A 24,263-nucleotide genomic window follows, 5' to 3' on the forward strand; every position below is an offset into this window, starting at 1 on the left:
GGTGACTACCATGAAAAAACGTAACCTCGCTCTGCTTATCTTGCTTTTTGGTTCAACCACCAGCTTAGCTAGCGTGATGGACCCCGACTGCGATGCAGAAAAAGCAGCCAAAGCCGCAGCAACAAAAGCCGTGGTTGGTGTTGGCGGTCGCTGTACGCCTAAAGAAGCACTGAAAGATACCGCAGTTGATGCAGGAAAAGACAAACTGCCGGATGAAGGGATGGCAGGCAAAGCCGTTGATGCAATGACACCAGAAAAAGAGAAGAAAACGGTGAAAGGCGTGACCAAAAAGCTCGATAAAGATTAACACCTACACCATTGAGTTCGGGCGGAGAAAATATGTTCTTGAAATAAATTGTTTATTTACTTGTTGTTTGGTGCCCACGTTCAATCTTGTTCTTTCATATTTCAAGATCGCACTTTAACCACATATATTTTTTTGCAAAACAAGTTCATTAATTAGTAATAGCCTCTCCTAACTTTGAGATTTTGAGCCTAATAACAAAAGCCACAACTTGCATATGAATCACTTACCTATATTGTACGATTAACATTTATTAAAGAAAGGAGGTCTAACAATGGTTAGTGGTTATAGTGAGCAGACGCGAGAGGATTTGTAAGCGATGTTTTGGATACTGGGTCTTTTGATCTCCTTGTTTATCATGTACTCGGATTATGCGCATTACTTCTATACTAAGCGACATGGAAAGAAATCTAAGGTTCCTCGATTATTAAGCTTATTTATCACGGTAACGCTTCCTATGCTTGCGGCTACCGAGATTTTGAACGAGCTTGGGGCTGGGGAAGTCGCCTACCAAGTATGTGTAATTATTGTTTCGGCTTTAGTTGGTCTTTTGGTCTGCCTGTCGGAACAATATCGTTTTAAGGCAGAAAGAGATTAGTTGTATCGGGTTGTATAGCGATCAACATAGGCTGCAAAAAAAAACATCTCTATTGGCTATCGCATCTGATTTGTAAAAAAGCGACAACCATGCGCCGCTTTGGATATTAATCTCAGAAAGGGATGACGCTATGCTTGAGCAATCAACGCTTCTAAAGCCGTGAAAGATGCAAGCTTTTCACCTTCCATCATAACTTTAGCTTCATCTACGTACTGACCTACCCCTTCCTTCACATCTTGTTGGTAGAGTACGACATTGTTTAAAATCGAAGCCACATGAAGGCCTCGTAATCGACCGACCGTAAACAGCGCCGAAGTTTCCATGTCTGCACCTAGAATACCTTTCTTGTTCCAGTACTGACAAATGGCCTCTTCGTCATCGGTGTAGAAACTGTCGTGAGAACGTACTACGCCGAAATGATATGGCGTCGTTTGCGTTGACAAATAACGCTCGACTTCTTTCAGTAGAGTAAAGCTTGCGTACGCCGGATAAGCCGAATCGACGTACGATTTGGAACCACCTTCGTCTCTTACTGCACCTTCAGCAACAATCAATTCTCCAAGCTGAACCCAAGATTGCATAGCACCCGCAGATCCAACACGTACCACATGAGTTACGCCGCACTGTTTGAGCTCTTCTACCGCAATGATCATCGATGGTGCGCCGATGCCTGTGCTGCATACAGAAACAGCCTGACCTTTGTAGTTGCCGGTAAACACGCGGTACTCACGGTTTTCCGACACCATTTCTGCATCATCAAATAATGCCGCGATACGATTCGCTCGATCTGGCTCGCCACATACAATAACAAGAGGAGCGACTTGTGTTTCATCAACACCGATATGAGGTTGTTTAGCCATTTGCTTGTTCCTTACGCTGCTGCTTGAGCTAAGGTTTTATCGCCATTGCGCTTGGCACTACGAGCCCACTCACGCGTACCATTGGCAGCAATGAACATAAGAATCGCGTACTGAACAGACATTGCGTACACACCTTGCGTCGCGTAGATACCCACACTGATGATGTTGATCACAACCCATAGAATCCAGTTTTCGACGTATTTACGTGTCATCAGAATTTGTGCAACAACAGAAAGTACCGTCATGGTTGCATCCCAGAACGGGAACGCATCAGGCTCAAGTACTGGCTCAGACAGGCCTGCACCGAAAATGTTTAGGCTATCAACAGCAATGTTTGCCAGCGCGAAGAAGAATGGGTCAATGTAGATGGTCAACAATGCAATCGAGACCACACAAACAACCGCAGTCGCCATCAGCTTTTGCTTGCTAAGCCAACGAACTTCCAACGTTTCACCTTGTGCATTTGGTCGAGTCCATGCGTACCAACCGTAAATATTGGCGCAGAAGAAAAACAGTTGAAGAAGTAGCAATCCGTACAACTGAATTTGGAAAAAGATAACAGCAAAAAGCGTGACATTCAGTAAGCCGAATACGTAGTTGATGGTCTTCTCTTGGCTCGCAAACCAAATGCAAAGCAGACCAAAGACGGTTCCGAATGCTTCGATCCAGCTCATTGCGTAGCCGTCTCCAATCGGAATGTTAACGAGGGTATTGTTGATATCGAGTAAGGCAAATAGGTCCATGGTGATGTCCTTTATTATTTTGTTTGGAATAGGCCCATATTAGGGTGCAACAACAAACGAAAAGGAGGACATTTGTCCTCCTCTTGATGCACTCGATCATAAATCAGATCATTACTTACTTGAAAGCGCCTATTTATATCAACCATTCATTCTAAATGAACTAGGACTCGTGTCCTAGGTAGCGCTTTTTGAACGTCGATGCTGACGCGAACAGTAAAGTCGAAGCAAATGTAAACACCACGCCAGCCAAGTATACATACTCTTCATTCGCAAGTAGCTCATAAACACTCACGACAAACACCGTTAATACTAGTGAAATATTGAAACGGTGAAACCACGGCCTCTTTACTGAATACTGTGCATATCTCTTAACTAACATAAAGATTTTCCATTCATCTCAATAATTTATAAATCTAATTATGGGCTTTATTAATAATAAGCTTTTTAAGCACTATCGACACGAAATCTTTTGAGTTACTCGCAAAAAATCACACTTTTCAAATATTGATTTAATAAATTCGAACATCTGTTTTGCATGCTTATTTATTTTTAGCCCATTTTTTTATAAATTATATGCACTAAATTTGTTAACCATGCATTTGTTTTTAATTAAGAGAAATTCGTCACACTGTTGCGTACAACCAATGTTGGTTCCAGTTGAACGACTTGAGCTTCGTTAGATTTGTCGTCCAGTCTTCGGACAAGAGTTTCGACGGCAGCTTGGCCGAGTCGATATTTAGGTTGGTGGATGGTCGTTAAGGAAGGCGACATAAATTTCGCGATATGAATGTCATCGTAGCCAATAATGGAAAGATCATCTGGCACTTTAATACCGAGCTCATTTGCGGCGTTAATCACACCCATCGCCATCATATCGTTAGAGACAAAAATCGAGCTGGGTAACGTACCTCGTTCAGCCATTTTCTTGAACGCTTGATACCCACCCTCACATTCGAAGTCCGATTCAATGATCCAATTGGCGTTAAATTCCACGCCAGCTTCGTTCATTGCTCGCTTATAACCTTCGTATCGCATTTGCGCTTGGTGTTTAATCAAAGGTCCAGTGATACATCCGATTTCAGTGTGGCCGCAATCAATCAAGTATTTCGCTGCTAAGTAACCGCCACGAAGTGAGTTATCTTGAATTTTATCGCTTGTAAACAGCATCGGCCCCCAGTCCATCACCACGACAGGGATATCTGGATAACGCTCAAATACATCGATACGCTCCCCTTCTAACGACGAGCACATCAAGATCAAACCATCGACACGCTTTTGCAAAAGCGTATTAATGGATTGGCGCATGCGTTCGTTGTCACCTTCAGTGTTACATAGAATGAGACTATAACCTTTGTGGTAACAACTGCGTTCCACGCCTTTTACGACTTCGCCAAAGAATGGGTTGGTAGAAGTTGTCACTAGCATACCAATGGTTTTGGTACGATTGACTTTAAGGCTACGCGCCAAAGCAGATGGCGCGTAGTAGTTGAGTTCTTTTGCTGCATTGTTAACACGTTCAGAGATTTCTTCACTCACGAAACGCGTCTTGTTAATAACATGGCTCACTGTTGAAGTGGAAACCCCTGCCAGTTTTGCGATGTCTTTCATCGTCGCCATGTTATTACTCCTATTTTTATGAGGCGTTGTGCGCCTTATTGTTCAGCGAGAAACGCGTCCACCTCTTCGCGGGTTGGAATCGACGTTTGCGCGCCAAAGCGGGTCACAGAAATTGCAGCCGCCGCATGTGCAAACTTAATCGCTGATTCTAAAGGTAAATCTTCTAAGAGACCAGTGACGAATGCCCCATTAAACGTATCACCTGCCGCGGTGGTATCGGTCGCTTCGACACGGAAACCAGGGATGATTTCACCTCGGCCATTTTGGCTCAACCAAACACCTTTTGCACCGAGAGTGATCATGACAATTTCAATACCTTTACCATGTAGCACATTCGCCGCTTCTTGCGCGCTTTCGTTGTCTGTTACAGTAACACCTGTCAGCACTTCAGCTTCCGTTTCATTTGGCGTGATCACGTCAATACAAGCAAGCAGTTCATCTGACAACTCACGAGCTGGAGCTGGGTTTAAAATTACGTTGGTTTTTGCATCTTTTGCCACACGCGCAGCTTTCTCAATGCCGCACATCGGCGTTTCCAATTGCATTAGCAAGTAATCCGCTTGGCGAATACGTTCTAAATCTGGCTCAATCGCTTCTGCTGTCAGTTTGGCGTTCGCTTCTGCTGATATACAAATGCTGTTTTCACCACTGTCCGACACTTGAATCATCGCGATGCCTGTCGGGCAGTTTGGTTGCATCTTAACACCAGTGATATCGATGCCGTCCATTTTGAAGTTTTCACGAATATTGATGCCGAAAGAGTCATCGCCTACACAAGCAATAAAACCAATGTCTGCATTTAATCGCGCCGCCGCGACGGCTTGGTTGGCACCTTTGCCACCTGGGATAACTTGATAGTTGCGACCATGCAGCGTCTCGCCAGGGCGAGGGAAAGAAGGCACTTGAAGAACATGGTCAGCGTTTACACTACCTAACACCACTAACTTATTCATACGGTTATCCTCGGTTCTGAATGAACCCTTTTTTGAAAAACTGTTTTTGGAAAATACTTAGATGACTTTAACTTCTCGTTTGAGTCGCTATAAAAAGTCAAAGGCATCTATACCCAAGCAACCTCAAGATGCATGGCTGCTTAGGTAAACCTTGCCCTCTCCCCCTAAACGACAGATATAAACAGAGGAGAGAGCAAAGGAATTAGGACGCTTTATCGCACGTCAGGCTTACTTTGTTACCACTTTTAGAGGAACTGGGATGTACTCATCCACTTTCTCGCCTTTCAGTACTTTGTCAGCCGTTTCAACGCCTAACGCGCCGATAAGATCAGGTTGCTGCGCGATGGTCGCTGCTAGCTTGCCACGGTTAACCGCTGCGATACCGTCTTCTGTTCCGTCAAAACCAACGATCATGACGTTTTTACCAGACGCTTGAACCGCGCGTAGTGCACCTAGAGCCATCTCATCATTCTGCGCAAACACCGCTTGAACATCCGGGTTAGCAGCCAGTAGGTTTTCCATTACGTTTAGACCTTTCGTGCGGTCAAAGTCAGCTGGTTGGCTAGCCAGAAGCTCCATATCGCTACCCTTCACAGCGGTCATGAAGCCTTCACCACGCTCACGAGCCGCAGACGTACCAGCAATACCTTCCAGCTGAATCACTTTTGCTTTCTCGCCGACTTTTTCCATGATGTAGTGGCCAGCCATCTCGCCGCCTACAACGTTGTCAGATGCGATGTGGCTCACTACTTCACCACGGCTTGCACCACGGTCTAGCGTTAACACAGGGATGTTAGAACGGTTTGCCATACGAATCGCGTTAGACACTGCGTCAGAATCCGTTGGGTTAATCAAAATCGCTTTTACACCGCGAATGGTTAGGTCTTCGATGTTTGACAGTTCTTTGCTCGGGTCATTTTGCGAGTCCAGTACAATCAAATCGTATCCCAGTTCTTTCGCTTTAGCTTCCGCACCATCTTTCATCGTTACGAAGAACGGGTTGTTTAGCGTCGAAACCACAATCGCCATCGTATCTTGGGCTTGCGCCGCTACTGATACAGTGGAAGAAAGAAGTGCAGCAGAGATAAGAGTTGCAAGTTTTTTCATCGTTCTAGTCCTTTGTGTAGGGTGAGCCAGCACACGCCTACTGGCTCGGTTTGTATTCACATATTGATATGTAGATTGTTATGAATTACTTGTTTTTGTTGTCTACCAATACCGCCAGCAAGATAACCACTGCTTTTGCAATCATTTGGTAGTAAGAAGAAACGTCCAGTAGGTTAAGTGCATTGTTCAAGAAGCCGATGATCAGCGCACCAATCAATGTCCCCATGATACGGCCTTTACCGCCCATCAAGCTCGTACCGCCAAGTACCACAGCTGCAATCGCATCCAGTTCGTATCCCATACCCGCCGTTGGCTGAGCAGAAGACAGACGAGAAGTCACGATGATGCCCGCAAGTGCAGCTAACATACCGCAGATGGCGTACACACCAATCTTCACTCGGTCTACGTTAATACCAGACAGGCGAGTCGCAGATTCATTGCCGCCTAGTGCGTAAACATAGCGACCAAAGCGAGTGTGATTAAGTAGGTACCAAACCGCTGCGAATACAACAACCATCAACCAAACTGGCACTGGAATACCTAACGCGTAGCCTGTACCAAACCATGCGAATGCGTCTGCCGTGTCTGTGAAGCCAGTAGAAATTGGTCGACCGTCGGTGTAAACCATGGTCACACCGCGCAGTAATGTCATGGTGACCAGCGTCGCAATGAAGGCTTGCACTTTGCCTTTAGCGATGATGATGCCACTGATTGCGCCCAGTGCTGCCCCAGCTAATAGAGCCGTTGGAACCGCAATTAAAACTGGCACTTCCATCGCGATTAGGCTCGCGGCAAATGCACCACAAAGCGCAAGGACAGAACCGACACTCAAGTCGATACCAGCAGTTAAGATAACCAGAGTCATACCTACGGCGATGATCGCGTTGACTGAGGTTTGACGAAGGATGTTAAGAATGTTGTCTACCGTAAAAAAATTCGGGTTTAAAAAAGACACCACAACAATCAAAAATAACAGTGCAATCAGTGATTTTTGTTCAATCAACCACTCTTTAGTAAACAGCTTTTTGCTGCTTGTTTCGGTCGGTTTGCTCATGGTATTGGTACTCATGCTGCTTCCTCATTGATCTTTTTGCCTACGGCACAGGCGAGTAATTTTTCTTGGTCGGCGTCTTTCGCATCAAATTCGCCAGTTATGCGACCTTCATGCATCACAAGAATGCGATCGCTCATGCCCAACACTTCTGGCATCTCGGAAGAAACCAAGATGATGCTCATGCCGTCGGCTTTAAATTTGTTGATGAGTTGGTAGATTTCTTTCTTAGCACCAACGTCAACACCACGCGTTGGTTCATCCAAAATCAGAACTTTAGGCTTGGTCATTAGCCCTTTCGCAATCGCCACTTTCTGTTGGTTACCACCAGAAAGGTTGCCAATAATTTGGTCGCGAGTTGGTGTTTTAATGTTGAATAACTTGATGAAATCTTCCACCGCAATGACTTCTTCATCGTGCTGGATTTGTACGCCTTTAGTTAGCTTATCCAATGCACACAGAGACATGTTCTCTTTCACTGATAAGCCCAGCACCAGACCATCCCCTTTGCGGTCTTCCGAGATATAAGCGATGCCATTTGCCAAGCCATCTTGCGGGCTAACCGGATTAATGGTTTTGTTATCGAGATTGATAACGCCATGCTCGCTTGGCAGCGCGCCGTAAATCACTTTCATTAACTCGGTGCGGCCTGCGCCCATCAAACCAGAGATACCCAAAATCTCACCGCGTTTAAGCGTGAAGCTCACATCGTGAACGCCAGAACCTGTCAAGCCAATCACTTCAAGGCATGTCTCGCCGTGCTTTACATCAATACGTGGGTATTGCTCTTCTAATTTACGGCCAACCATCATTTCGATTAAGCCGTCTTCATCCGTGTCTGCTACTCGGCATTCACCGATAAATTTACCGTCACGAAGCACCGTAATGTCGTCACAGATTTCAAAGATTTCTTTCAGGCGGTGTGAGATATATACAATGCCGCAGCCTTGCTCACGAAGCTCATTAATCACTTTGAACAGAGATTCGGTTTCTGTATCAGTAAGCGCATCGGTTGGTTCATCCATGATGATGACTTTCGATTCAAACGAGAGCGCTTTGGCAATTTCTACCATTTGTTGCTCACCCAAACTTAGATCACCAAGCAAGGTTTTCGAGCTGTGTTTCACGTTCAAACGTTGTAGAAGTCTGTCCGCTTCCGCGTACATTTTGCTCCACTGAATGCGCCCCATAGAACCGGTAAATTCACGACCGAGAAAAATGTTCTCAGCGATTGTCAGTTCAGGGATTAAGTTCAACTCTTGGTGAATAATGCTGATGCCCGCTTCTTGAGAATCTCGCGGACCTTTAAATGCAGCAGGTTGACCCTGATACTGAATGCTACCTGCATCCATATGATAAATACCGGTCAGCACTTTCATCAATGTTGACTTGCCTGCCCCATTTTCGCCCATGAGCGCCATAACACGACCTGGGTATACGTTCAGGCTCGCTTTATCTAGCGCCTTTACACCTGGGAACGCTTTTTCAATTTCGCTCAGTTGTAGAATGGCTTGAGTCATAATCTGTCCTCAATTCTCAGGCTTAAAAAACCACGCCCGCTTGGAAAATCACGTTCGCGTACGGTGTGCATTCACCGGTTCGAACCACTGCGCGACTTTGCTCTGTGCGTGCTTTAAAAGCCTCGTGCGAAACGTATTTGATTTCAATCGACTTGCCCGTTTCCTCACTCTCTTTGCTCAACTCTTTAAGCAGTGCTTCATGAAGAACAGGACTGACATCGGAAAATTCTTCTGCAATGATGACCCCTTCAATCTGTGACTCAGACAAAATCACACGAACGGTATCAAGAAAACTTGGTACGCCATGCGTTAGCGCCAAATCGATGCGCTGTACATGATCAGGAATCGGCAGCCCCGCGTCACAAATCGTGATTTCATCGGTGTGGCCTAGCGTTGCCACTAAGTAAGAAATATCTGAGTTAATAAGGGTACTTTTTTTCATCTCATCGACCTTTCGGTTACACGTTCATACAACAATGAGTGCCTGTTTTAGGAAATTTTCATTATTAACAGAAAACTCATCGAAACGTTTCGATGCAATAATAAGACGCTTGCGAGATTTCACCAGTCACCGATCGGTAAGGTGTGAGAATGATCCGTGATTTTTCCAACTAAGAGAAAGAAAAGGCCGACCAAGTCACACTTTATCCATCGAAACGTTTCGATGAGCATTTTTAAAGCCCACAAAAACTCTACGGTTTGTGCCCGCGAAAGCAGAAATACGTCCAATTACTGAGAAAGCCTCTAGTTAACGGGAAGGAAATCTGCCACATCATCACATTTCTAAAATGGTTGTCTGATTTTCGAGAACACCCACCTTACAATCTGGTTACAATTTGCAAAAAATATATCATCCGTTCAGTACCGTTTAGGTAAGCAACGTTTGTAGGGACACAAACGGAAGTCGAAGAACCATAATGAAATTAAGCAATCGAGTTATCTTGCTTGTCGCACCCGTGATCATTTTGAGTGCGCTGGTATCGAGTTACATCATCTATAGCATTCAAAAAGTAACACTCATCAAGCGCGAAGATAGCTACATACAACTTCAGATGGAAAAACTGGCGGGGCAATTTCGACAAGCCAATATTTTTCTTAACAGCTATGCGTACACGCTGAGTAAAAGTGATGTGCTGCAGGACTATTTTATCAATCACGACAATCCCTACCGTGAGCGAGTGCTTTTTAGCCGCTTGGATGAAACCGCTGATGTCCTGAGTCATGGCTATAAAGGGGATGCGAGCATGGCGATCCTCGACGGCAAGCAAAATCTGCTTTATTACACCGAAAACCAATATTATGAATCGTCCGGCGTTGTTGACCCAAAGGTGCTGGAGTACATAGCAACCAGCTTCGCGGCTCGTGGTGAATACAGTCACACAGGGTTCATTTATAACTCCAGTGGCCAAAGCATCTTGTTGCGATACGAACTCATTGATAAACGAACAGGCGCACCGCCAGTTAACTTCGATCCTAGCAACGTGTTTTTTGTTGTCGTGTCCGTATCTTTAGAAGTGTTTAACGACATCAAACACGACGTCGAATTTGATACTCATAGTGTGATTACGTTTGCCGATAAACCCATTTATCTAGACATCCCTCTTGCGCAAACCATTGAACTTCTGCCCCACTTTTATGCGGTGCTCTCCCCTGCGGAGTATCTGATGTGGAACAAAGTGGACAAAGTATGGCTAGAGCTTGCACTTTCTTTTGGTATCGCGGCATTTTGTACCATCACGCTGATCGTCTTAGTGCTCTATCGTTACGTTTTGCATCCAGTCTCTCGCCTCGATAAACAACTCAGCGAGCTAGAATCGAATCAGCGAGACAACATCGAAAAGCTCGGAACCAATGATGAAATTGGCCGTCTTTCATCTCGCTTTTTTGATATGTACGAAGAGCTCAACGTCATTTACAAAAAGACCAAACGTCTCGCAGAAACTGATCACCTTACTCAGTTGGCTAACCGTCATCGATTCCACCAACTTGCCACGCGTGAACTAGCCTCGCCACCTTCTCATTTGTGGGTGATTTATGTCGATCTGGATAACTTCAAGTACGTGAACGATAAATATGGCCATGAACTTGGCGACAACCTGCTAAAGGTCTTCTCGACTCACATTAAAAACGCCTGTCAAAAGTTCTCTCAGCAATACGACAGCCCTTGTTTTGGCGCGCGTTTATCTGGTGATGAGTTCGCCATCCTACTCAGCTCCAATAAAGACGTAGGCAGCATCCCAGATTTACTCGCCAAAGAACTATTAAAACCAATTAGCAACCTCAGCCAAACTTGGGCAAACGCCTTCCCGGTGACCGCCAGTGTTGGCATCGCTCAGTACCCGCAAGATGGGCAAGACATCGCGAAACTGTTGTCCAATGCAGACGCAGCAATGTACCAAGCCAAACGTGCTGGAAAAAATCAGTACGCGTACTACTCAGCAGAACTAAATTTGGAATCTCAGCGACGCAGTCAGATCGAACGTGCACTGCGTAAAAGCAACGTTGAAGATGAGTTTAGGCTTGTGTTTCAACCTTACATGAATAACAAAGACAACGAAATTGAAGGCTTGGAAGTGCTTCTACGTTGGGACGCAGAAGGCTTGGGGCCAGTGCCACCAACCGAATTTATTCCAATCGCAGAGCAAGCTGGGTTGTTTGACAAAATAGACCGTTGGGTGTTTGCAAATGCAACCGAGGAATACCATCATTTAAGAAGCATTTTTGGCAAAGACATTGTCCTGTCCATCAACCTTTCATCGGCCGAATTAAACTCGTTAGAAATGGCGCAATTTATTCATAAACACGTAACTAGAAATGGCATCAAACCAGAATGTATCGAACTAGAAATTACCGAGACGTTTGCCGCGGAACAGCAAGGCACGGCATTGCTTGATGAGCTTTCGAAACTGGGTTATCGACTTGCTATTGATGATTTCGGCTCTGGCTACACGTCGCTCACTCAGCTTGTTCAATATCCAGTACAAAAGATTAAGTTTGACCGAGAATTTCTACTGACGTTGATGAATACCAATAATGGACACGTGATCAAACCGATCATTGAGCTGTGCCATGCTCAAAACAAAACCGTGACCGCCGAAGGCATTGAACACGACGTTATGCACAAATGGTTGTCCGCTTATCGATGTGATTTCATGCAAGGATACTTGTTCGGAAAGCCAATGGACAAAGAGCAACTTAGCTTGTGGTGGAAATCGGCCAACGATGACAATCGATTCTCTCAGCCGCTTACAACCAAACTCGCGGCTGAGGGTGGAATTTGAAGGTAAAGAATCGATAATGTTTACTTTGACGAACTCATAAAAAAGCAGCACTTAATGTGCTGCTTTTCGTATTCTCACCCTATTGCATGCGCTTAAGCATGTTGAGCGTAATGGTTGCTGAGTTATCTGCCGTCGCTTTTTTCAGCTCAGAATAAACCACATCAGCAGAACCATCCGCTTTGTCGGAAATCGTGCGGATGACAACATACGGAACCTTAAAGGCGGTTGCAACTTGTCCCAATGCTGCACCTTCCATTTCAACGGCCATCGCGTTGAACTCTTGGTAGATGCCCGTGACTTTTACTTTACTGGCGATAAATTGGTCACCAGAAGCAATGATGCCTCGGAACACACTCTCTTTGCCTAACGTCTCCACCGCTGCTTCATACGCGTAATTTTGTAGCGCTTTGTCAGCATAAAAGTAACGCTCTTGATAGTCCGGTAATAACCCTTTCGGTTTGTTGAATGCGGTTAAATCAACGTCATGATGTACAGTACGAGTAGAAATAACCACGTCCAATGGATCAAGTTTCGGGTCACTTGCTCCTGCTATACCAGTAAAAATCAGTTGGTTCACACCAAAAGATTCAATCAGCAAAGTGGTCGTCATCGCAGCATTGACTTTGCCAACACCAGATTGCGTTACCACGACGGATTTGCCCTCAAGCTCACCGATATAAAAAGTGTGGTTCGCAACTTTTTTGATTTGTTGATTCTGAATTTTTGGCAGCAGAGCTTCAACCTCTACATCCATCGCGCCAACAATACCTATCGTTGATGCAGCAAAAGTAGGAAGTGAAAACGCGGCAAGAATGAAAACAAGAGATTTCTTAAACATACGAGTCCTGAAGTGTAGCAATGCGCCGCCCTTTTGCGACGCGCCACACATTATATACCCTTGAGATTTAAAGGGGGAATATTCCGTACGCTATCAGTCAAAACAATCAGCAATGAGACAAGGTGAGCTTCTCTACAACCTCAGTTTTTGGGTTCTTGACTTGTCGGGACTCGCAGTTTCGTTGAAATCGTAGGCATAAAAAATTCGCAAGCTATCCTAGTTGCGCAGGTAGGATGTCCCCAAGCGCCACATATATCCTGATCGCTTGATTTCACTCTCGTGAATTGTCGGCATTGACCACATTTATTCGTCATTAATTCTTCTCCCTGAAAATGATCTTATTGATAAGCAAGCGGTCGTTAAGCGTAATTCTATAACGCGATAACGACCTCAACTAGCCAAATTAGTGTTTAGAAACTAACACAATGTTCTGAGTGAAGATTTGACTTATAACCGTACTTTGCTCAAAAAACTTAAGAAACAAATTCAGAGAAGACAAAATAATATTTTATCCAGACCACAATTTTTATTTATCGAATAAAAATAATTTTAAAAAATGAAACTAATTCCGTTTCAACTTGTCTTAACCGAACATTAATTCATTTATAATAAAAGTCTAATTGCTTATTCAGTTCATAAAAAGAAAACATAAAAATAATGGCTACCCATCACTTTCGTTTTTCCTTATATAGAATTGCCTGATTTAGAGTTTCCATTCGTTCCATCCCCGTATCTTATAAAACTCATCATCACATTTTTTTCACTTTTTTCAGTTGGAGTGAAACGCTCAGATGAAGAGCTGTTTATCTATCTTTCCGTTCTACATCCTTTATTCTATTTATAAAACCGTAATCACAACGATCAGAGACAGCCCCTTAAGTAACGCGGCGTTTCGAGCTGGATCACAGAGTAAACTTTTTGTCCTCCGATCATGGTTCTAATAAATACTTTGAAATTAAAAGATATTTTCCACATCCATTTAATTAAACATTGTTTTTTAACTTTACTCTATCAAAAATATTGCTAAACACAGTTTTATTAATTAGAGAAATCGGCTAGTATTTACGTCGAAGTTTTTCAAAAGCAACGATTAACTTATTAATATTAAGCAGTTTCAATTGGTTAGACAGAACCCTTGAAACTTAATGGAACCCCAACATTACGTGCTTTTGTGCATAATAAGAAACATTGGGAATATAATTATATTGATGTGCAAGTTGTTTTAACGAGTGCATGAAGCAATCGATAAATTTGTAACACCAAAGAGTTTTTATTTAGTCAAAATGAAAAAGTTATTTTTATTGTTGATATGGACATGTTTGTCGGTTTCTCCTTTTGCAATGGCGCAACACCCAAATAGCAAGACAGAGAACCGCGTATCCCAACAAGTTATTGAAAACACATATAAAGAAGCCAAACTCAATGGCGTCATCGACTTTAAACTGTTTCGCGATGCCTTTATCGCTTACCAAAAAACACCAGACAGAAAGAAGTCGATACTAACCATTATTGATTACAGCAAACCATCGACCGAAAAACGTTTTTATGTTGTGGACGTAAACAAAAAGAAGCTGATCTACAACACTTACGTGGCTCATGGTGTGAATAGCGGAAAGAAAACAGCAACACAGTTTTCGAATGTCGTGAATTCTCGCAAAACATCACTTGGCACGTTTTTGACAGACACAACATACTACGGTTCTAACGGCTATTCGCTGCGACTAGATGGTCTTAGCTCTGGCCTTAATGACAAAGCTCGCGAGCGCTACATCGTTGTACACGGCGCAGACTATGCGAATCCTTCTTTCATTAAAAAGAATGGTTACTTGGGACGCAGTTGGGGTTGCCCAGCGTTACCTCAAAAGCTGTCACGCGAAATCATTGATACGATTAAAGGTGGCAGCGTGATCTACGCCAGCGCGTAAACCACGCTGAACATCAATACTAAGGGAGCCTAGCTCCCTTTTTTGTTGCCTGATGTTCTCACAAGTCGCGGGTAAAATCGCATGTCGAGCAGAACAACGCCAATATTTGTGTAATCTTTGAGGGTCAATCACGTCATGAATCTATTAGCGCTTTTTCAGGTGTTGGTTAGATTCGCTTAAAATACTGTTCATTCCTGTTTCGTCTCGTTAGTATACGCACAATTGGTCACTTACCGACTGATGTATTGCCCAAATCTATACCCACTGACGTTTAGGATTGTTTTTTGCGTTATCTTCTTCGTATTTTATTTGTGCTGACACTGACCATGCTCTCTGGGCATTTGTATGCAGCGCACCACAATACAAATCACGTGACGTCAGAACGCCTCGACAAACTCGTGCAATCTGATTTTCAATCCGTAGTCAACGCCCCACACTCAGAAGCACAACAACACTATTGGGGTTCTGATGGGTTTGAGCGCCACATCAAGCGAGACTTGTTCGCTCTGGTGAGTTACCGCCGAACGTCTACTGATGACGGTTCGCTCTCCCTCAGCTTTGAATCTGAATACCATCTACTTGTCGCATTTTTGCCTCCTCCATTAAAAGAGTTAGCGTGGCAAACTATTCCGTTGCCTACTGATAGCTATGGCATGTTAAAAAGCCAACGTTCTCTCTATCGTTTATCAGGGCGGAAAGAGGCGAATTTACTGTACGTGTTTAAACACGGCCGCGAATCGATCATCACAGTTTGATACCACAAAGAAAAACAAGGAAGCATGTCACACCAGGCATGGATGTCCTCAAATTTATCTGATCTGATTCGAGGTCTATTTATGAAAAAATTCACAGCAGCAGCGTTAACGGCCCTACTTTTCACTGCAGTACCAACATTTGCAAATACAGACACAAACGCGGACAAAATGACAAACGAAACGCTATTGGAATGCGCAAATGCTTCCAATGCTCGTAACGCGATACCAGAGCACCGAGCCGTTTTTCGTCATTACTTGATGTCTGAACGTGGTTACAGCTTTAGCCAACTCTCTTCCACCGAAACCGAGTTTAAAGCACAAGACAACAACGATTCTGAGATAGAACAGTTCTATCAAACACAGTGTAAAGAAGTTGGTGAGCAGCTCTACCGCGTGGGCTACTGACACCAGCGAGAATGAAGAACTCGGTAAAGGGTCAACAGTTCCAAAAACAAAAGGCGCATTCTCTGCGCCTTTTGCTTACATCAATATCCTAGTTACACATGAGTGAACCATTGTTAAGAGAGCTGAGACGCCGCCTTAGATTTAAACCGCGCTTTGCGCACCTTGAGGATCACAAAACTCATCACAGCAATAGTAAGAGTAATCACTGGCGCAGCCATTAACCCCATCGTCACCATCTTGCTGATATTCTCCGGAAGCAAAGGCAGGAGCATGCCAAAGCCGCACAGTAACAACGTCCACAATATGGCGCTCAGCCATGCAAAGTAATGGAACTTCGACACGCGTTTCACACGTAATCCCATCATCAATGGCAAAAGCGAACGCACCACAGGAATGAAACGCGCACAAAACAATGCAATTAAACCATGTTTACCCAAAAGAACATCGACTTGTTCGAGTCTTTTCTGTGGGACAGCATTCACCCAGCCTTGAACTTTAGGTAGGCGGTTTAGCCATTTTCCTTGCAAGTATGCCGCCCAACTTCCTAAGCCCGCACTCACAATAATCACCAACATGATGGCAATAGGATCAAGCACGCCTACCGCCGCAAGTGTGCCAGACAATACCACCACACTATCGCACGGAAATGGCGCAGCAGGAATAAAACCACTTTCCAAAAAGATTAATGTCGCCACGACAAGATAGATAATCCCTGCACTTCCTGGCGCCATAAGTGCAGAAAAGTCTTGATGCCAAAAGGCAAGCAAGACGCCCATCATTGAATCAAACATAAAAAAGCTCCTAAACATCACTAAATAACAACAAGGTAGATGCTTAGGACTATCGAGCGTGAATAAACCGATAGATAAGATTAGAGCCTAACCCATCTCCAATTTGATATTTTGAATGAGAGAAGTCTTTCGCAAGACCAAGAAAAACAGTCAGACCCACGTTCAAATATGGCGTTTCTGATAAAGCGCGGTTCCAATGAGGAGCCAACGTTTCGAACCAACCGATATCGAGCTCATCAGGCTCTGATTTTGAATCATGAACTCGCAGTGCATTGCGATTTAACAGGCTAGCCAACGAATGAAAAGGTGGTGCTAGTGGCGTTTCGGAAACTTGTGCGTCTTCATCATAAAACGCACTGCCGACGCTGTAGTGGTGAGTAGTTTCAGGCGACGTTGATTCTTGGCCGACAGAAACCGCCAATAAGCTCAGAAATAGCCCGAAAAAGCTAATAAGAAGAGCACGCACAACGTTCACCTACATCACAGTAATACGTACTTTTAACTCTGAGGGCGAGAATTTGCAATCGAAATTCTCGCCTCGTGGTTTTAGCCACTCAGTTTGATATAACTGAGGACTTAGTTCTCGCCATATGGGTAGTTTTCGAACATTTTCGCCACTTCTTCTGTGATCAAATTTTCCCTTTTCTCAGTACTCATTGATTCGGTTAACTTGCGGCTTGAAACGCCTTTCCACACAACTTGGTTCGCCTTACTATCCACCAGCTCTACCACTAACTTCCCGTATTTGCGTTCTTTATATCGTTCAGGGCTTGATGTAATCACACCAAAGCTGTTCCATCCATAACCGACGCTAAAAGAAGAACCAGACGATACCAACTCCGACTCCTCAACGATATCGTGATGAACGTATAAATCACCCCCACTTGCAACTCGAGAAAGCCCTTTCGATTCCAGTTGAGCAGCCAAACCTTGCTCTATACGGCGTCCATCGATACTTGCTGGAGCATCATTTTGAGTACCAAAATCAAACGTTTTGTAAGAAGCGAAGTCCGCTTGTTTATCCACGTCTGTTGTTACTGTCGTACAAGCGGCCATCAAAAGCGCCATTGCCCCAATTGTTACTGTTTTCCACATACGCGCTCTCCTCGTTTTTTTACTTATACGGCTGACAATAAAGTTGTGTCATTTCAATATTGAGTCTTGACCATGAATGATAAGTGTTCAATGTCAGGTGATGATTAAACCATCAAATGGATTGACGATTAATGAGCCAGCTCTGTCACATAACGGTGTCATTTTCGTCGAGCATCATCAGGAAGCCATTTAAGTTCATCGAAAGCGTATTTTTTCACCAAGAAGGCAATTTTTTATACAACTGACAAGCGACTGATGAAAAAAGACTTTTCTTTTGAAATCAATGTGGCATATTAGCTGAGTCCTATCGATGCGCGGGCATCGTATAATGGCTATTACCTCAGCCTTCCAAGCTGATGATGCGGGTTCGATTCCCGCTGCCCGCTCCAATATCTACTCCCAAGAAATTCTTTTCTAAGTTACTCAGTTGAATCCGAAGGCGGAGCAAACAAACAGCGCCAACGTTGTTGCCATGTTAAATTTGGTCGACGTACCTCGTTGAACATATCTTTCCATTCTGCAAACGTCACCTTGATTGGGTTGAAGCTGTTTACCGGTTTAGAAATGCCATAACGAACTGTTTCTATTTCTGGTTCAAAAGTGCCAAACATTCGATCCCAGATAATCAAAACGCCTGCGTAATTTTTATCAATATATTGACGATTGATCCCGTGATGCACTCGGTGGTGAGACGGCGTGTTGAATACCCACTCCAGTGGGCCAAGTGAACGAATCGACTGCGTGTGCACAAAGAACTGCAAACCTAGATTCAACAACACCACGAATACTACCCATTTAGGGTCAAAACCAATAATGACCAAAGGTAGCCAGAACAGCCACATCCCCGCCAATGGGTACATCAAGCTTTGGCGAAACGCCGTACTAAAATTCATTCTTTCTGAACTGTGATGCACCACATGTGCCGCCCACATCCAACGAATACGATGGCTAGCACGGTGGAACCAGTAATAGAAAAAGTCTTGCAGCAACATAAGAAGCAAGAAGGCCGATACACTCATTTCGATATCAAATAATCGCCAATCAAACATCCACAAGTAGAAATGCGCAATCAGCAACCCCGTTAAAATATCAGCAGCTTGATGTAATCCCGCCAACACAAAGTTACACGCCACTTCCGGCAAATAATATTGTGCGCTGTCAGGCAGTTTACCTCGACGCTGTCCCAAACCGTATTCCGCGGCGATGCAGAGAAAAAAGATAGGAGCCAAAGCCATAAGCAAGAGCTCCGGTCGTTCCATGATTTGTGACCAATCCATTGTCTTATCTACCATTTTGCGTAGTGATCTTCCGTTAAACCCACAACACCGTCGAGTTCGTGCTTACTGCCATTGCCATCCACAACAAACCCTGAAAAGTGACCGATATATTGACGAAAGTTACTTTTCAAAAACCAGAAGTTCTTTTTCTCAGAACGTTGATTGATAGGCTCAAACACTAAGTCTACGCAACCATCTTCGGAGGTGATGCGCCAATCAGTACGTGGATTCTGACGTGAAAATTGAAACTGCACCGGATTAAGCAAATGCCTTTCACCATCCACCCACAGTACATTTTCACAAAACCCGGTTTCGTTTACGCCAGCGGCGAGGTTGAGGCCCAAACTTTTGTCGCCATCTTTATGGTTGATACTCGCCCAGCGCCAGCTCGTTTCCCTTCGCATGTAACCCGCCGAGAAATCATAACCCGCAGCAACCTGTGACAGATCTTGCTCTTCACCCAGAATAAATAGATTCCCTGTTACCGTCAGCGCGTTGTGTTTTTGCGTATACGTCCATCCGGAGTAACCCGTTGGCGTAGAGAGCATAAGAGGCAGACTTTGTGGCTGAGGATGCAGTGTAATGTTGGCGTTAACGGAAGGCGTCACAAACTGAACATGCCACTGACCCTCCTCAATGGAGAACTGAATTATATTGTTCGCGAGATGCGCTTTGCTCAACCAGCTCGATGGTTGAGTCTGATAACCAAGCTGACAAGGTTTAAGCCATTGCTGCTCGGTGAGTGCATTGCGCTTAATATCGAACAAATAACAAAATCCGGAGGCCAAATAGCGAATATCGGCAATAGCAATTCCGACGACATAGTCAGGCGTCACGAGAGACACGAACTGGAACTGCTTGTAATCGAAATGTTTTCGCCACTTCGATACAGGATTGTCCATCTCATTGAGATATTGAAATGACTCTAAATCGAGTGATCTTGGAATCGCCGACAGGTGCCCAAAAACCGGCATACCATCTTGCTGAATAAACGAGTCCAAAGGCTTAATTACGTCCATGATTCTGACTTTACTAATCACACATGGCACAAGATTAACATTAATTTAACAACAAACGAGTTGCGCGACTGCACAACAATCACGCATTTAAGGCAGGCAACGAAGCAATAGTGTGAAACAGATCACTCATATCTCATCACTATCACTGCGATTTAGAGTTTTAGCTTGGCTATAGAGCATTAATCAGAATAAAGAATATTGGTCACGATCTCCGTTTTCACCGAATTCGCGATAAAACAGTTTTCATGCGCCATGTGATGCATTTTTTCCAATTGCTCATAGCTTGGCTGCTTATCACCAGAAAATACAACTTTCGGATTTAACACCACTCTCGAAACCCACTCTTTTCCATTTTCACCAACGGTCAACTCCCCTTCAGCTGCATCAACATAAGAGTCGATCACATAACGACGCTTTGCTGCAATCGAAAGGAAAACCAACATATGGCAACTAGAAAGTGCCGCAACAAACGCCTCTTCGGGATCGACGTTTTCTTCTACCGACAGCGGCAACGGAACAACATGAGGAGATGGCGAAGCAGGAACTAACAAACCGCCATCAAAGCGCCAAGTGTGCGCTCGACTGTATTGATTATCGCTAAAGATTTCATTGGCCTGGCGTTGCCACGTTATTAATGCCGTGTGCTTACTCATACTCATTCCCTGCTTGTTGAGTGGTGTAGTAAATCACAGCTCAATACGGAAAGAAAACAGACACTGAGTGAAATGAGCGAAAAGCCTCTTCAAAGCACCTGTTCTGAGTTTTGTTGCGCTTTTACTAACTCATCTCTCAAGCGGTGTCCTTGATGAATATTCACTTGGAGGCGATTGATCAACATCTGTAGCTGTTCAATCGCTGGCACTTGCTTCATTTTTAACTGTGTTTCGAGTTCCAGCGCTTGGCTAGCCAGTATCTTCAGCCCTAAATTCAACGCCATTCCCTTGGTCGTATGCATCGTCAATTTGAGAGAGTCGAAATCGCTCTGCATAAAGTTTTCAATCAGGTCATCAACCGCCAGTTCAAAATCGGTGATGATGCTGTTGAGCAGATCAAGTAACTCATTCGGATGTTCTTTGAGGGACGCCAACATTTCGGAGTTCGACAGTTCTTCTTCCGTCAGCCTCAAGTTTTCAATCGGCTTACGTTGCAGTTGCAATACATTGCTCGCTGGCGATACCTCTTCAGTTTGTTTCACTTTGAGCCTCGCACTGAATTGCTTCAAAGCGTCAGCAAAACTTTCCCGCTGTAGAGGCTTGGTTAGGACATGATCGGCACCTGCCGCGATAAAGTGGTCATGGGCCTCACGAAAGACATCCGCAGTATAGGCAAACAACAACGTCTTTACCCCTAGCTTTTCGCGAATAAAACGAGTCGCTTCGACACCATTCATCTCTGGCATGTGATTATCCATCAAGATAAGGTCATAGTCGTTGTCGCGTGCCTTTTCTACAGCAACCAGCCCGTTTTCTGCGACATCCACTGCGTGCCCTAACTTTTCGCAAAAGCCTTTCGCCACCAAAGCATTTACGCGGTTATCTTCTGCCAACAAAATGCGCAAGTTCTGAGTGCTTCGGGTTTGAACTGGCGTATGCTGCGGGCTCGGTTTTTCGCTCTCATTCCATGGTATCGGCAAAGTGACAATAAACTGCGTGCCAACCCCTTCTACGCTCTTTAAGGTAATAGAACCACCCATAAGTTCAGTGAGCTTTTTAACGATGGCCAACCCTAAACCCGTTCCTCCAAACCTTCTTGTAGTTGAAGAATCTGCTTGCTCGAAGGAGTTAAATACTCGCCCTTGTTTATCGGGCGCGATACCGATCCCCGTATCACTGACGATGATCAACAGCTGTTTGTCTTCACTATTTAACTCGGTACGAATCAGTACGTGCCCTTCATTGGTAAACTTCACGGCGTTACCCGCCAAATTAAACAGAATTTGGCGAAGTCGAGCACAATCGCCTGTGAACTCGGTGTTGTTCGGAACGTCGTTCTCAACAATCAGCTCAATGCTTTTTTCATCAATTAACGGTTGTATGGCGCTGCAAACCGGAGTTAAGACTTGCTCAAGATGAAACGGGGCTTCTTCCAGTTCTAGCTTATTTTCCTCAACTTTAGAAAAGTCCAAGATGTCGTTGAGGATAGTCATTAAATGCTGCCCTGAATCCAGAATCACCTTAATGTGCTCTTTGGTGACGGGCTCTTTGGTTTCCTCTGCAATCAACTGAGAAATCCCGAGCACCCCATTCATTGGCGTTCTTAATTCGTGACTCATTGCAGCAAGAAAGCTGGATTTAGCCTTCGCGGCTCGCTCTGCTTTGTCAGTCTCGGCTTCCAACTCCGAGTTAAGCTGCTTCAAGTTGTGCATTCGGTATTGCAGTTGATACAAGAACGACCCGACTAACAACATCACTGCGACAAACACAAACAGCCAAGTGAAGCGCGCCTCATTTTGGGCGAGATCAAGAAGTGAGTGCTCGGCCTCTTCCACAAACACAAAGTAATTGTGATCCAGTAGCTCATTGGTCAACAGCTCGATTTTTTTATCGCTTTCATGTAAGCGCCCCAAAAAGTTCGCGCCACTTTCGCTTTGCTCCCCACTTTGATTCACTAAGTCGCGGCTAAAAAACTCGACGTAATGTTTATCTAATTGCGTTTCACCAATGTGCGTCGAAAACTCCTCTTCATAGATGTCCAACAGCATCAGCAAAGCGTATTGATTTTCGACTTGTACCCCAATCAACATGTCTAATTGCGAAGTGGTTTGAATAACTCGTTGCTCAAACTTGGCTAACGTCTGTTGTATTTTCTGGCGGTTGGGTGAGATGGGAAACCAAACGGCGTTATCGAAGGTATCAGCCAATTTTTCCGCTTCCACTTCAATATCAACCAACGATTTAGTGAGCTCGAAGTTCTTTCGCTCCTTGATGGCATACTGATTCACAATCACATCGCGTTCTTCAATCAGCTGATGGCCGACCTCAGAAAGCGCGCTATGAAGTTGTTGCGTACTCTTGGAATTAATGTGAGCCATGTAGGCAAAGGTGCACGCCACCAGCATCGCAATAAATAAGCATGAATTGACCAACCTAAACTTATTCATTTTCCAGCACCTCTAATATTACTGGCCTTGGGGCGCTGAGTGACGTCAAGAACGCTTCGATGTCTTCGATGTTGCTATCACTCATCGTAATACCAAGCTGCGTTTGCGACATGATTTGAATCGCCTCAGCAAGGGTGGTCACTTGCCCGTTATGAAAATACGGCCCCGTTAATGCGACGTTTCTTAAACTGGCAACACGGAAATAATACCCCTCATCCCCTTCCGTTGTGAGTAAATGGCGACCTGTGTCTTTCTGCACGGGTTTATGCTCAAAGTAAGCGAAGCGTTGAATCATCGCGCCGCCAACATTTTTCCCTTGATGACATTGTACGCAACCAGCTTTCTGGAAGGTTTTCCAACCGCGTTTCGCTTTCTCACTCAAAACATGCGTGTAACCCAATAAGTAGGCATCAAACGGCGCGCCTGGAGTTTCAAGCCCTTTCACAAACTCAACAATGGACGCTTTGATGTTGTCGATAGAAATTGGCAGGTTTCCAGCGCGTTTAAACAGCGCTTGATATTGCTCGTTGTTTTGAACGTAGCTTTCAATCTTCGGCCAGTTGGAGTCCATTTCTAACGGGTCGTGAATTGGGCCATCCATTTGAGAGACTAACGTATTCGACGAGCCATCCCATAACAGTCGGTAATTCAGTGACGCATTAAAAACCGTGATCGCGTTTCGTATTCCTGCCCCTTTTACACCTGCTGCTACGGCTGTGTTTTGCGCGCCATTCGTTTGTAGATTGTGGCAACTTTCACAACTGACTTTACCATTCGATGACAAGTTGGGATCTCTAAATAAATACCAACCAATCCGCGCTAACTTAACGTCGACGACCGGATCGCCCTCGATAGGCAAAACAAGTTCGACTTCTGCTTTTGCAACACTGACGGATGATGCGGTACAAACGAATAGCACGGCGGCACCCCATTTGATAGCTGTACTCAGCCTCATAACTTGAACTTCCTAGAACGCCCTAACTATGAACCTAGTTGCAAATGCGATTTTTTGCCATTTTCAGGC

General features: G+C 44.5%; 23 protein-coding genes and 1 tRNA gene. 6 read left to right on the top strand and 18 right to left on the bottom strand.

The window, feature by feature from the left end:
* The first annotated feature begins 10 nt into the window (after positions 1 to 10).
* A complete protein-coding gene (locus DYB02_RS16935) occupies positions 11 to 307 on the top strand; it encodes a hypothetical protein (RefSeq protein WP_029804109.1) in 297 nt (98 codons plus the stop codon).
* A gap of 723 nt (positions 308 to 1,030) precedes the next feature.
* On the opposite strand, the gene DYB02_RS16945 is transcribed toward DYB02_RS16935, so the two are convergent.
* From DYB02_RS16945 to rbsD, 9 genes are all read right to left on the bottom strand, one after another.
* Entirely contained in the window at positions 1,031 to 1,762 is a 732-nt protein-coding gene (locus DYB02_RS16945) for a nucleoside phosphorylase (protein WP_025610311.1), read from the bottom strand.
* Between the two features lie 11 nt (positions 1,763 to 1,773).
* Positions 1,774 to 2,505: a nicotinamide riboside transporter PnuC gene (gene pnuC / locus DYB02_RS16950; RefSeq protein WP_005499105.1), complete on the bottom strand. Its 732-nt coding sequence runs from the start codon at positions 2,503 to 2,505 to the stop codon at positions 1,774 to 1,776.
* 160 nt (positions 2,506 to 2,665) lie between these two features.
* Positions 2,666 to 2,884, bottom strand: a complete 219-nt coding sequence (locus tag DYB02_RS16955) for a hypothetical protein (protein WP_005499106.1) — start codon at positions 2,882 to 2,884, stop codon at positions 2,666 to 2,668.
* Between the two features lie 230 nt (positions 2,885 to 3,114).
* Complete coding sequence (locus DYB02_RS16960; protein WP_029804107.1) at positions 3,115 to 4,122, bottom strand: substrate-binding domain-containing protein; 1,008 nt, start codon at positions 4,120 to 4,122, stop codon at positions 3,115 to 3,117.
* Between the two features lie 35 nt (positions 4,123 to 4,157).
* Positions 4,158 to 5,075, bottom strand: a complete 918-nt coding sequence (rbsK, locus tag DYB02_RS16965; protein WP_020837978.1) for a ribokinase — start codon at positions 5,073 to 5,075, stop codon at positions 4,158 to 4,160.
* Positions 5,076 to 5,303: 228 nt separating this feature from the next.
* Complete coding sequence (gene rbsB / locus DYB02_RS16970; protein WP_005463703.1) at positions 5,304 to 6,182, bottom strand: ribose ABC transporter substrate-binding protein RbsB; 879 nt, start codon at positions 6,180 to 6,182, stop codon at positions 5,304 to 5,306.
* Positions 6,183 to 6,267: 85 nt separating this feature from the next.
* Entirely contained in the window at positions 6,268 to 7,251 is a 984-nt protein-coding gene (gene rbsC, locus DYB02_RS16975; protein ID WP_029804105.1) for a ribose ABC transporter permease, read from the bottom strand.
* A complete protein-coding gene (rbsA, locus tag DYB02_RS16980; protein WP_015313344.1) occupies positions 7,248 to 8,753 on the bottom strand; it encodes a ribose ABC transporter ATP-binding protein RbsA in 1,506 nt (501 codons plus the stop codon). The genes rbsC and rbsA overlap by 4 nt, the downstream gene beginning before the upstream one ends.
* A gap of 22 nt (positions 8,754 to 8,775) precedes the next feature.
* Positions 8,776 to 9,195, bottom strand: coding sequence for a D-ribose pyranase (rbsD, locus tag DYB02_RS16985; RefSeq protein WP_015313345.1), 420 nt, complete (start codon positions 9,193 to 9,195; stop codon positions 8,776 to 8,778).
* 475 nt (positions 9,196 to 9,670) lie between these two features.
* Here rbsD and DYB02_RS16990 point away from each other — a divergent pair, with 475 nt between their 5' ends.
* The gene (locus DYB02_RS16990) at positions 9,671 to 12,034 is read left to right on the top strand and encodes an EAL domain-containing protein (RefSeq protein ID WP_029837115.1); all 2,364 of its coding nucleotides are present in this window, start codon (positions 9,671 to 9,673) and stop codon (positions 12,032 to 12,034) included.
* 79 nt (positions 12,035 to 12,113) lie between these two features.
* Here DYB02_RS16990 and DYB02_RS16995 read toward each other — a convergent pair whose 3' ends face one another.
* Positions 12,114 to 12,872, bottom strand: a complete 759-nt coding sequence (locus DYB02_RS16995; RefSeq protein WP_005463697.1) for a 5'-methylthioadenosine/adenosylhomocysteine nucleosidase — start codon at positions 12,870 to 12,872, stop codon at positions 12,114 to 12,116.
* A 1,283-nt stretch (positions 12,873 to 14,155) separates the two neighbouring features.
* Between DYB02_RS16995 and DYB02_RS17005 the strand changes: the two genes are divergently transcribed.
* The 3 genes from DYB02_RS17005 (at position 14,156) to DYB02_RS17015 (ending at position 15,957) form a co-directional block, all read left to right on the top strand.
* Complete coding sequence (locus DYB02_RS17005; protein WP_025521685.1) at positions 14,156 to 14,797, top strand: murein L,D-transpeptidase catalytic domain family protein; 642 nt, start codon at positions 14,156 to 14,158, stop codon at positions 14,795 to 14,797.
* Between the two features lie 284 nt (positions 14,798 to 15,081).
* On the top strand, positions 15,082 to 15,552 hold the full coding sequence (locus tag DYB02_RS17010; RefSeq protein WP_029806282.1) for a hypothetical protein: 471 nt from the start codon (positions 15,082 to 15,084) through the stop codon (positions 15,550 to 15,552).
* An 81-nt stretch (positions 15,553 to 15,633) separates the two neighbouring features.
* The gene (locus DYB02_RS17015; RefSeq protein ID WP_025509265.1) at positions 15,634 to 15,957 is read left to right on the top strand and encodes a hypothetical protein; all 324 of its coding nucleotides are present in this window, start codon (positions 15,634 to 15,636) and stop codon (positions 15,955 to 15,957) included.
* Between the two features lie 113 nt (positions 15,958 to 16,070).
* On the opposite strand, the gene DYB02_RS17020 is transcribed toward DYB02_RS17015, so the two are convergent.
* The 3 genes from DYB02_RS17020 to DYB02_RS17030 form a co-directional block, all read right to left on the bottom strand.
* On the bottom strand, positions 16,071 to 16,748 hold the full coding sequence (locus tag DYB02_RS17020) for a DedA family protein (RefSeq protein WP_024700708.1): 678 nt from the start codon (positions 16,746 to 16,748) through the stop codon (positions 16,071 to 16,073).
* A 49-nt stretch (positions 16,749 to 16,797) separates the two neighbouring features.
* Positions 16,798 to 17,214 (bottom strand): hypothetical protein, encoded by a 417-nt coding sequence (locus DYB02_RS17025; protein WP_029806281.1) that lies wholly within the window; start codon positions 17,212 to 17,214, stop codon positions 16,798 to 16,800.
* A gap of 110 nt (positions 17,215 to 17,324) precedes the next feature.
* The gene (locus DYB02_RS17030) at positions 17,325 to 17,843 is read right to left on the bottom strand and encodes a DUF4136 domain-containing protein (RefSeq protein WP_025540540.1); all 519 of its coding nucleotides are present in this window, start codon (positions 17,841 to 17,843) and stop codon (positions 17,325 to 17,327) included.
* Positions 17,844 to 18,157: 314 nt separating this feature from the next.
* On the opposite strand from DYB02_RS17030, the gene DYB02_RS17035 reads away from it, so the two are divergent.
* Positions 18,158 to 18,232: transfer RNA gene (locus DYB02_RS17035), tRNA-Gly, on the top strand.
* A 30-nt stretch (positions 18,233 to 18,262) separates the two neighbouring features.
* Here the strand turns inward: DYB02_RS17035 and DYB02_RS17040 are convergent.
* The 5 genes from DYB02_RS17040 to DYB02_RS17060 form a co-directional block, all read right to left on the bottom strand.
* Complete coding sequence (locus DYB02_RS17040) at positions 18,263 to 19,120, bottom strand: sterol desaturase family protein (RefSeq protein ID WP_021821779.1); 858 nt, start codon at positions 19,118 to 19,120, stop codon at positions 18,263 to 18,265.
* Positions 19,121 to 19,128: 8 nt separating this feature from the next.
* On the bottom strand, positions 19,129 to 20,139 hold the full coding sequence (locus DYB02_RS17045) for a DUF2804 domain-containing protein (protein ID WP_025637039.1): 1,011 nt from the start codon (positions 20,137 to 20,139) through the stop codon (positions 19,129 to 19,131).
* Positions 20,140 to 20,318: 179 nt separating this feature from the next.
* Positions 20,319 to 20,792, bottom strand: coding sequence for an OsmC family protein (locus tag DYB02_RS17050; RefSeq protein WP_021449509.1), 474 nt, complete (start codon positions 20,790 to 20,792; stop codon positions 20,319 to 20,321).
* Between the two features lie 89 nt (positions 20,793 to 20,881).
* Complete coding sequence (locus DYB02_RS17055) at positions 20,882 to 23,239, bottom strand: ATP-binding protein (protein WP_029805737.1); 2,358 nt, start codon at positions 23,237 to 23,239, stop codon at positions 20,882 to 20,884.
* The gene (locus tag DYB02_RS17060; protein WP_029805736.1) at positions 23,232 to 24,194 is read right to left on the bottom strand and encodes a cytochrome-c peroxidase; all 963 of its coding nucleotides are present in this window, start codon (positions 24,192 to 24,194) and stop codon (positions 23,232 to 23,234) included. The genes DYB02_RS17055 and DYB02_RS17060 overlap by 8 nt, the downstream gene beginning before the upstream one ends.
* Positions 24,195 to 24,263 lie beyond the last annotated feature (69 nt).

It is taken from the genome of Vibrio parahaemolyticus (assembly GCF_900460535.1).
GTDB classification, from domain to species: domain Bacteria; phylum Pseudomonadota; class Gammaproteobacteria; order Enterobacterales; family Vibrionaceae; genus Vibrio; species Vibrio parahaemolyticus.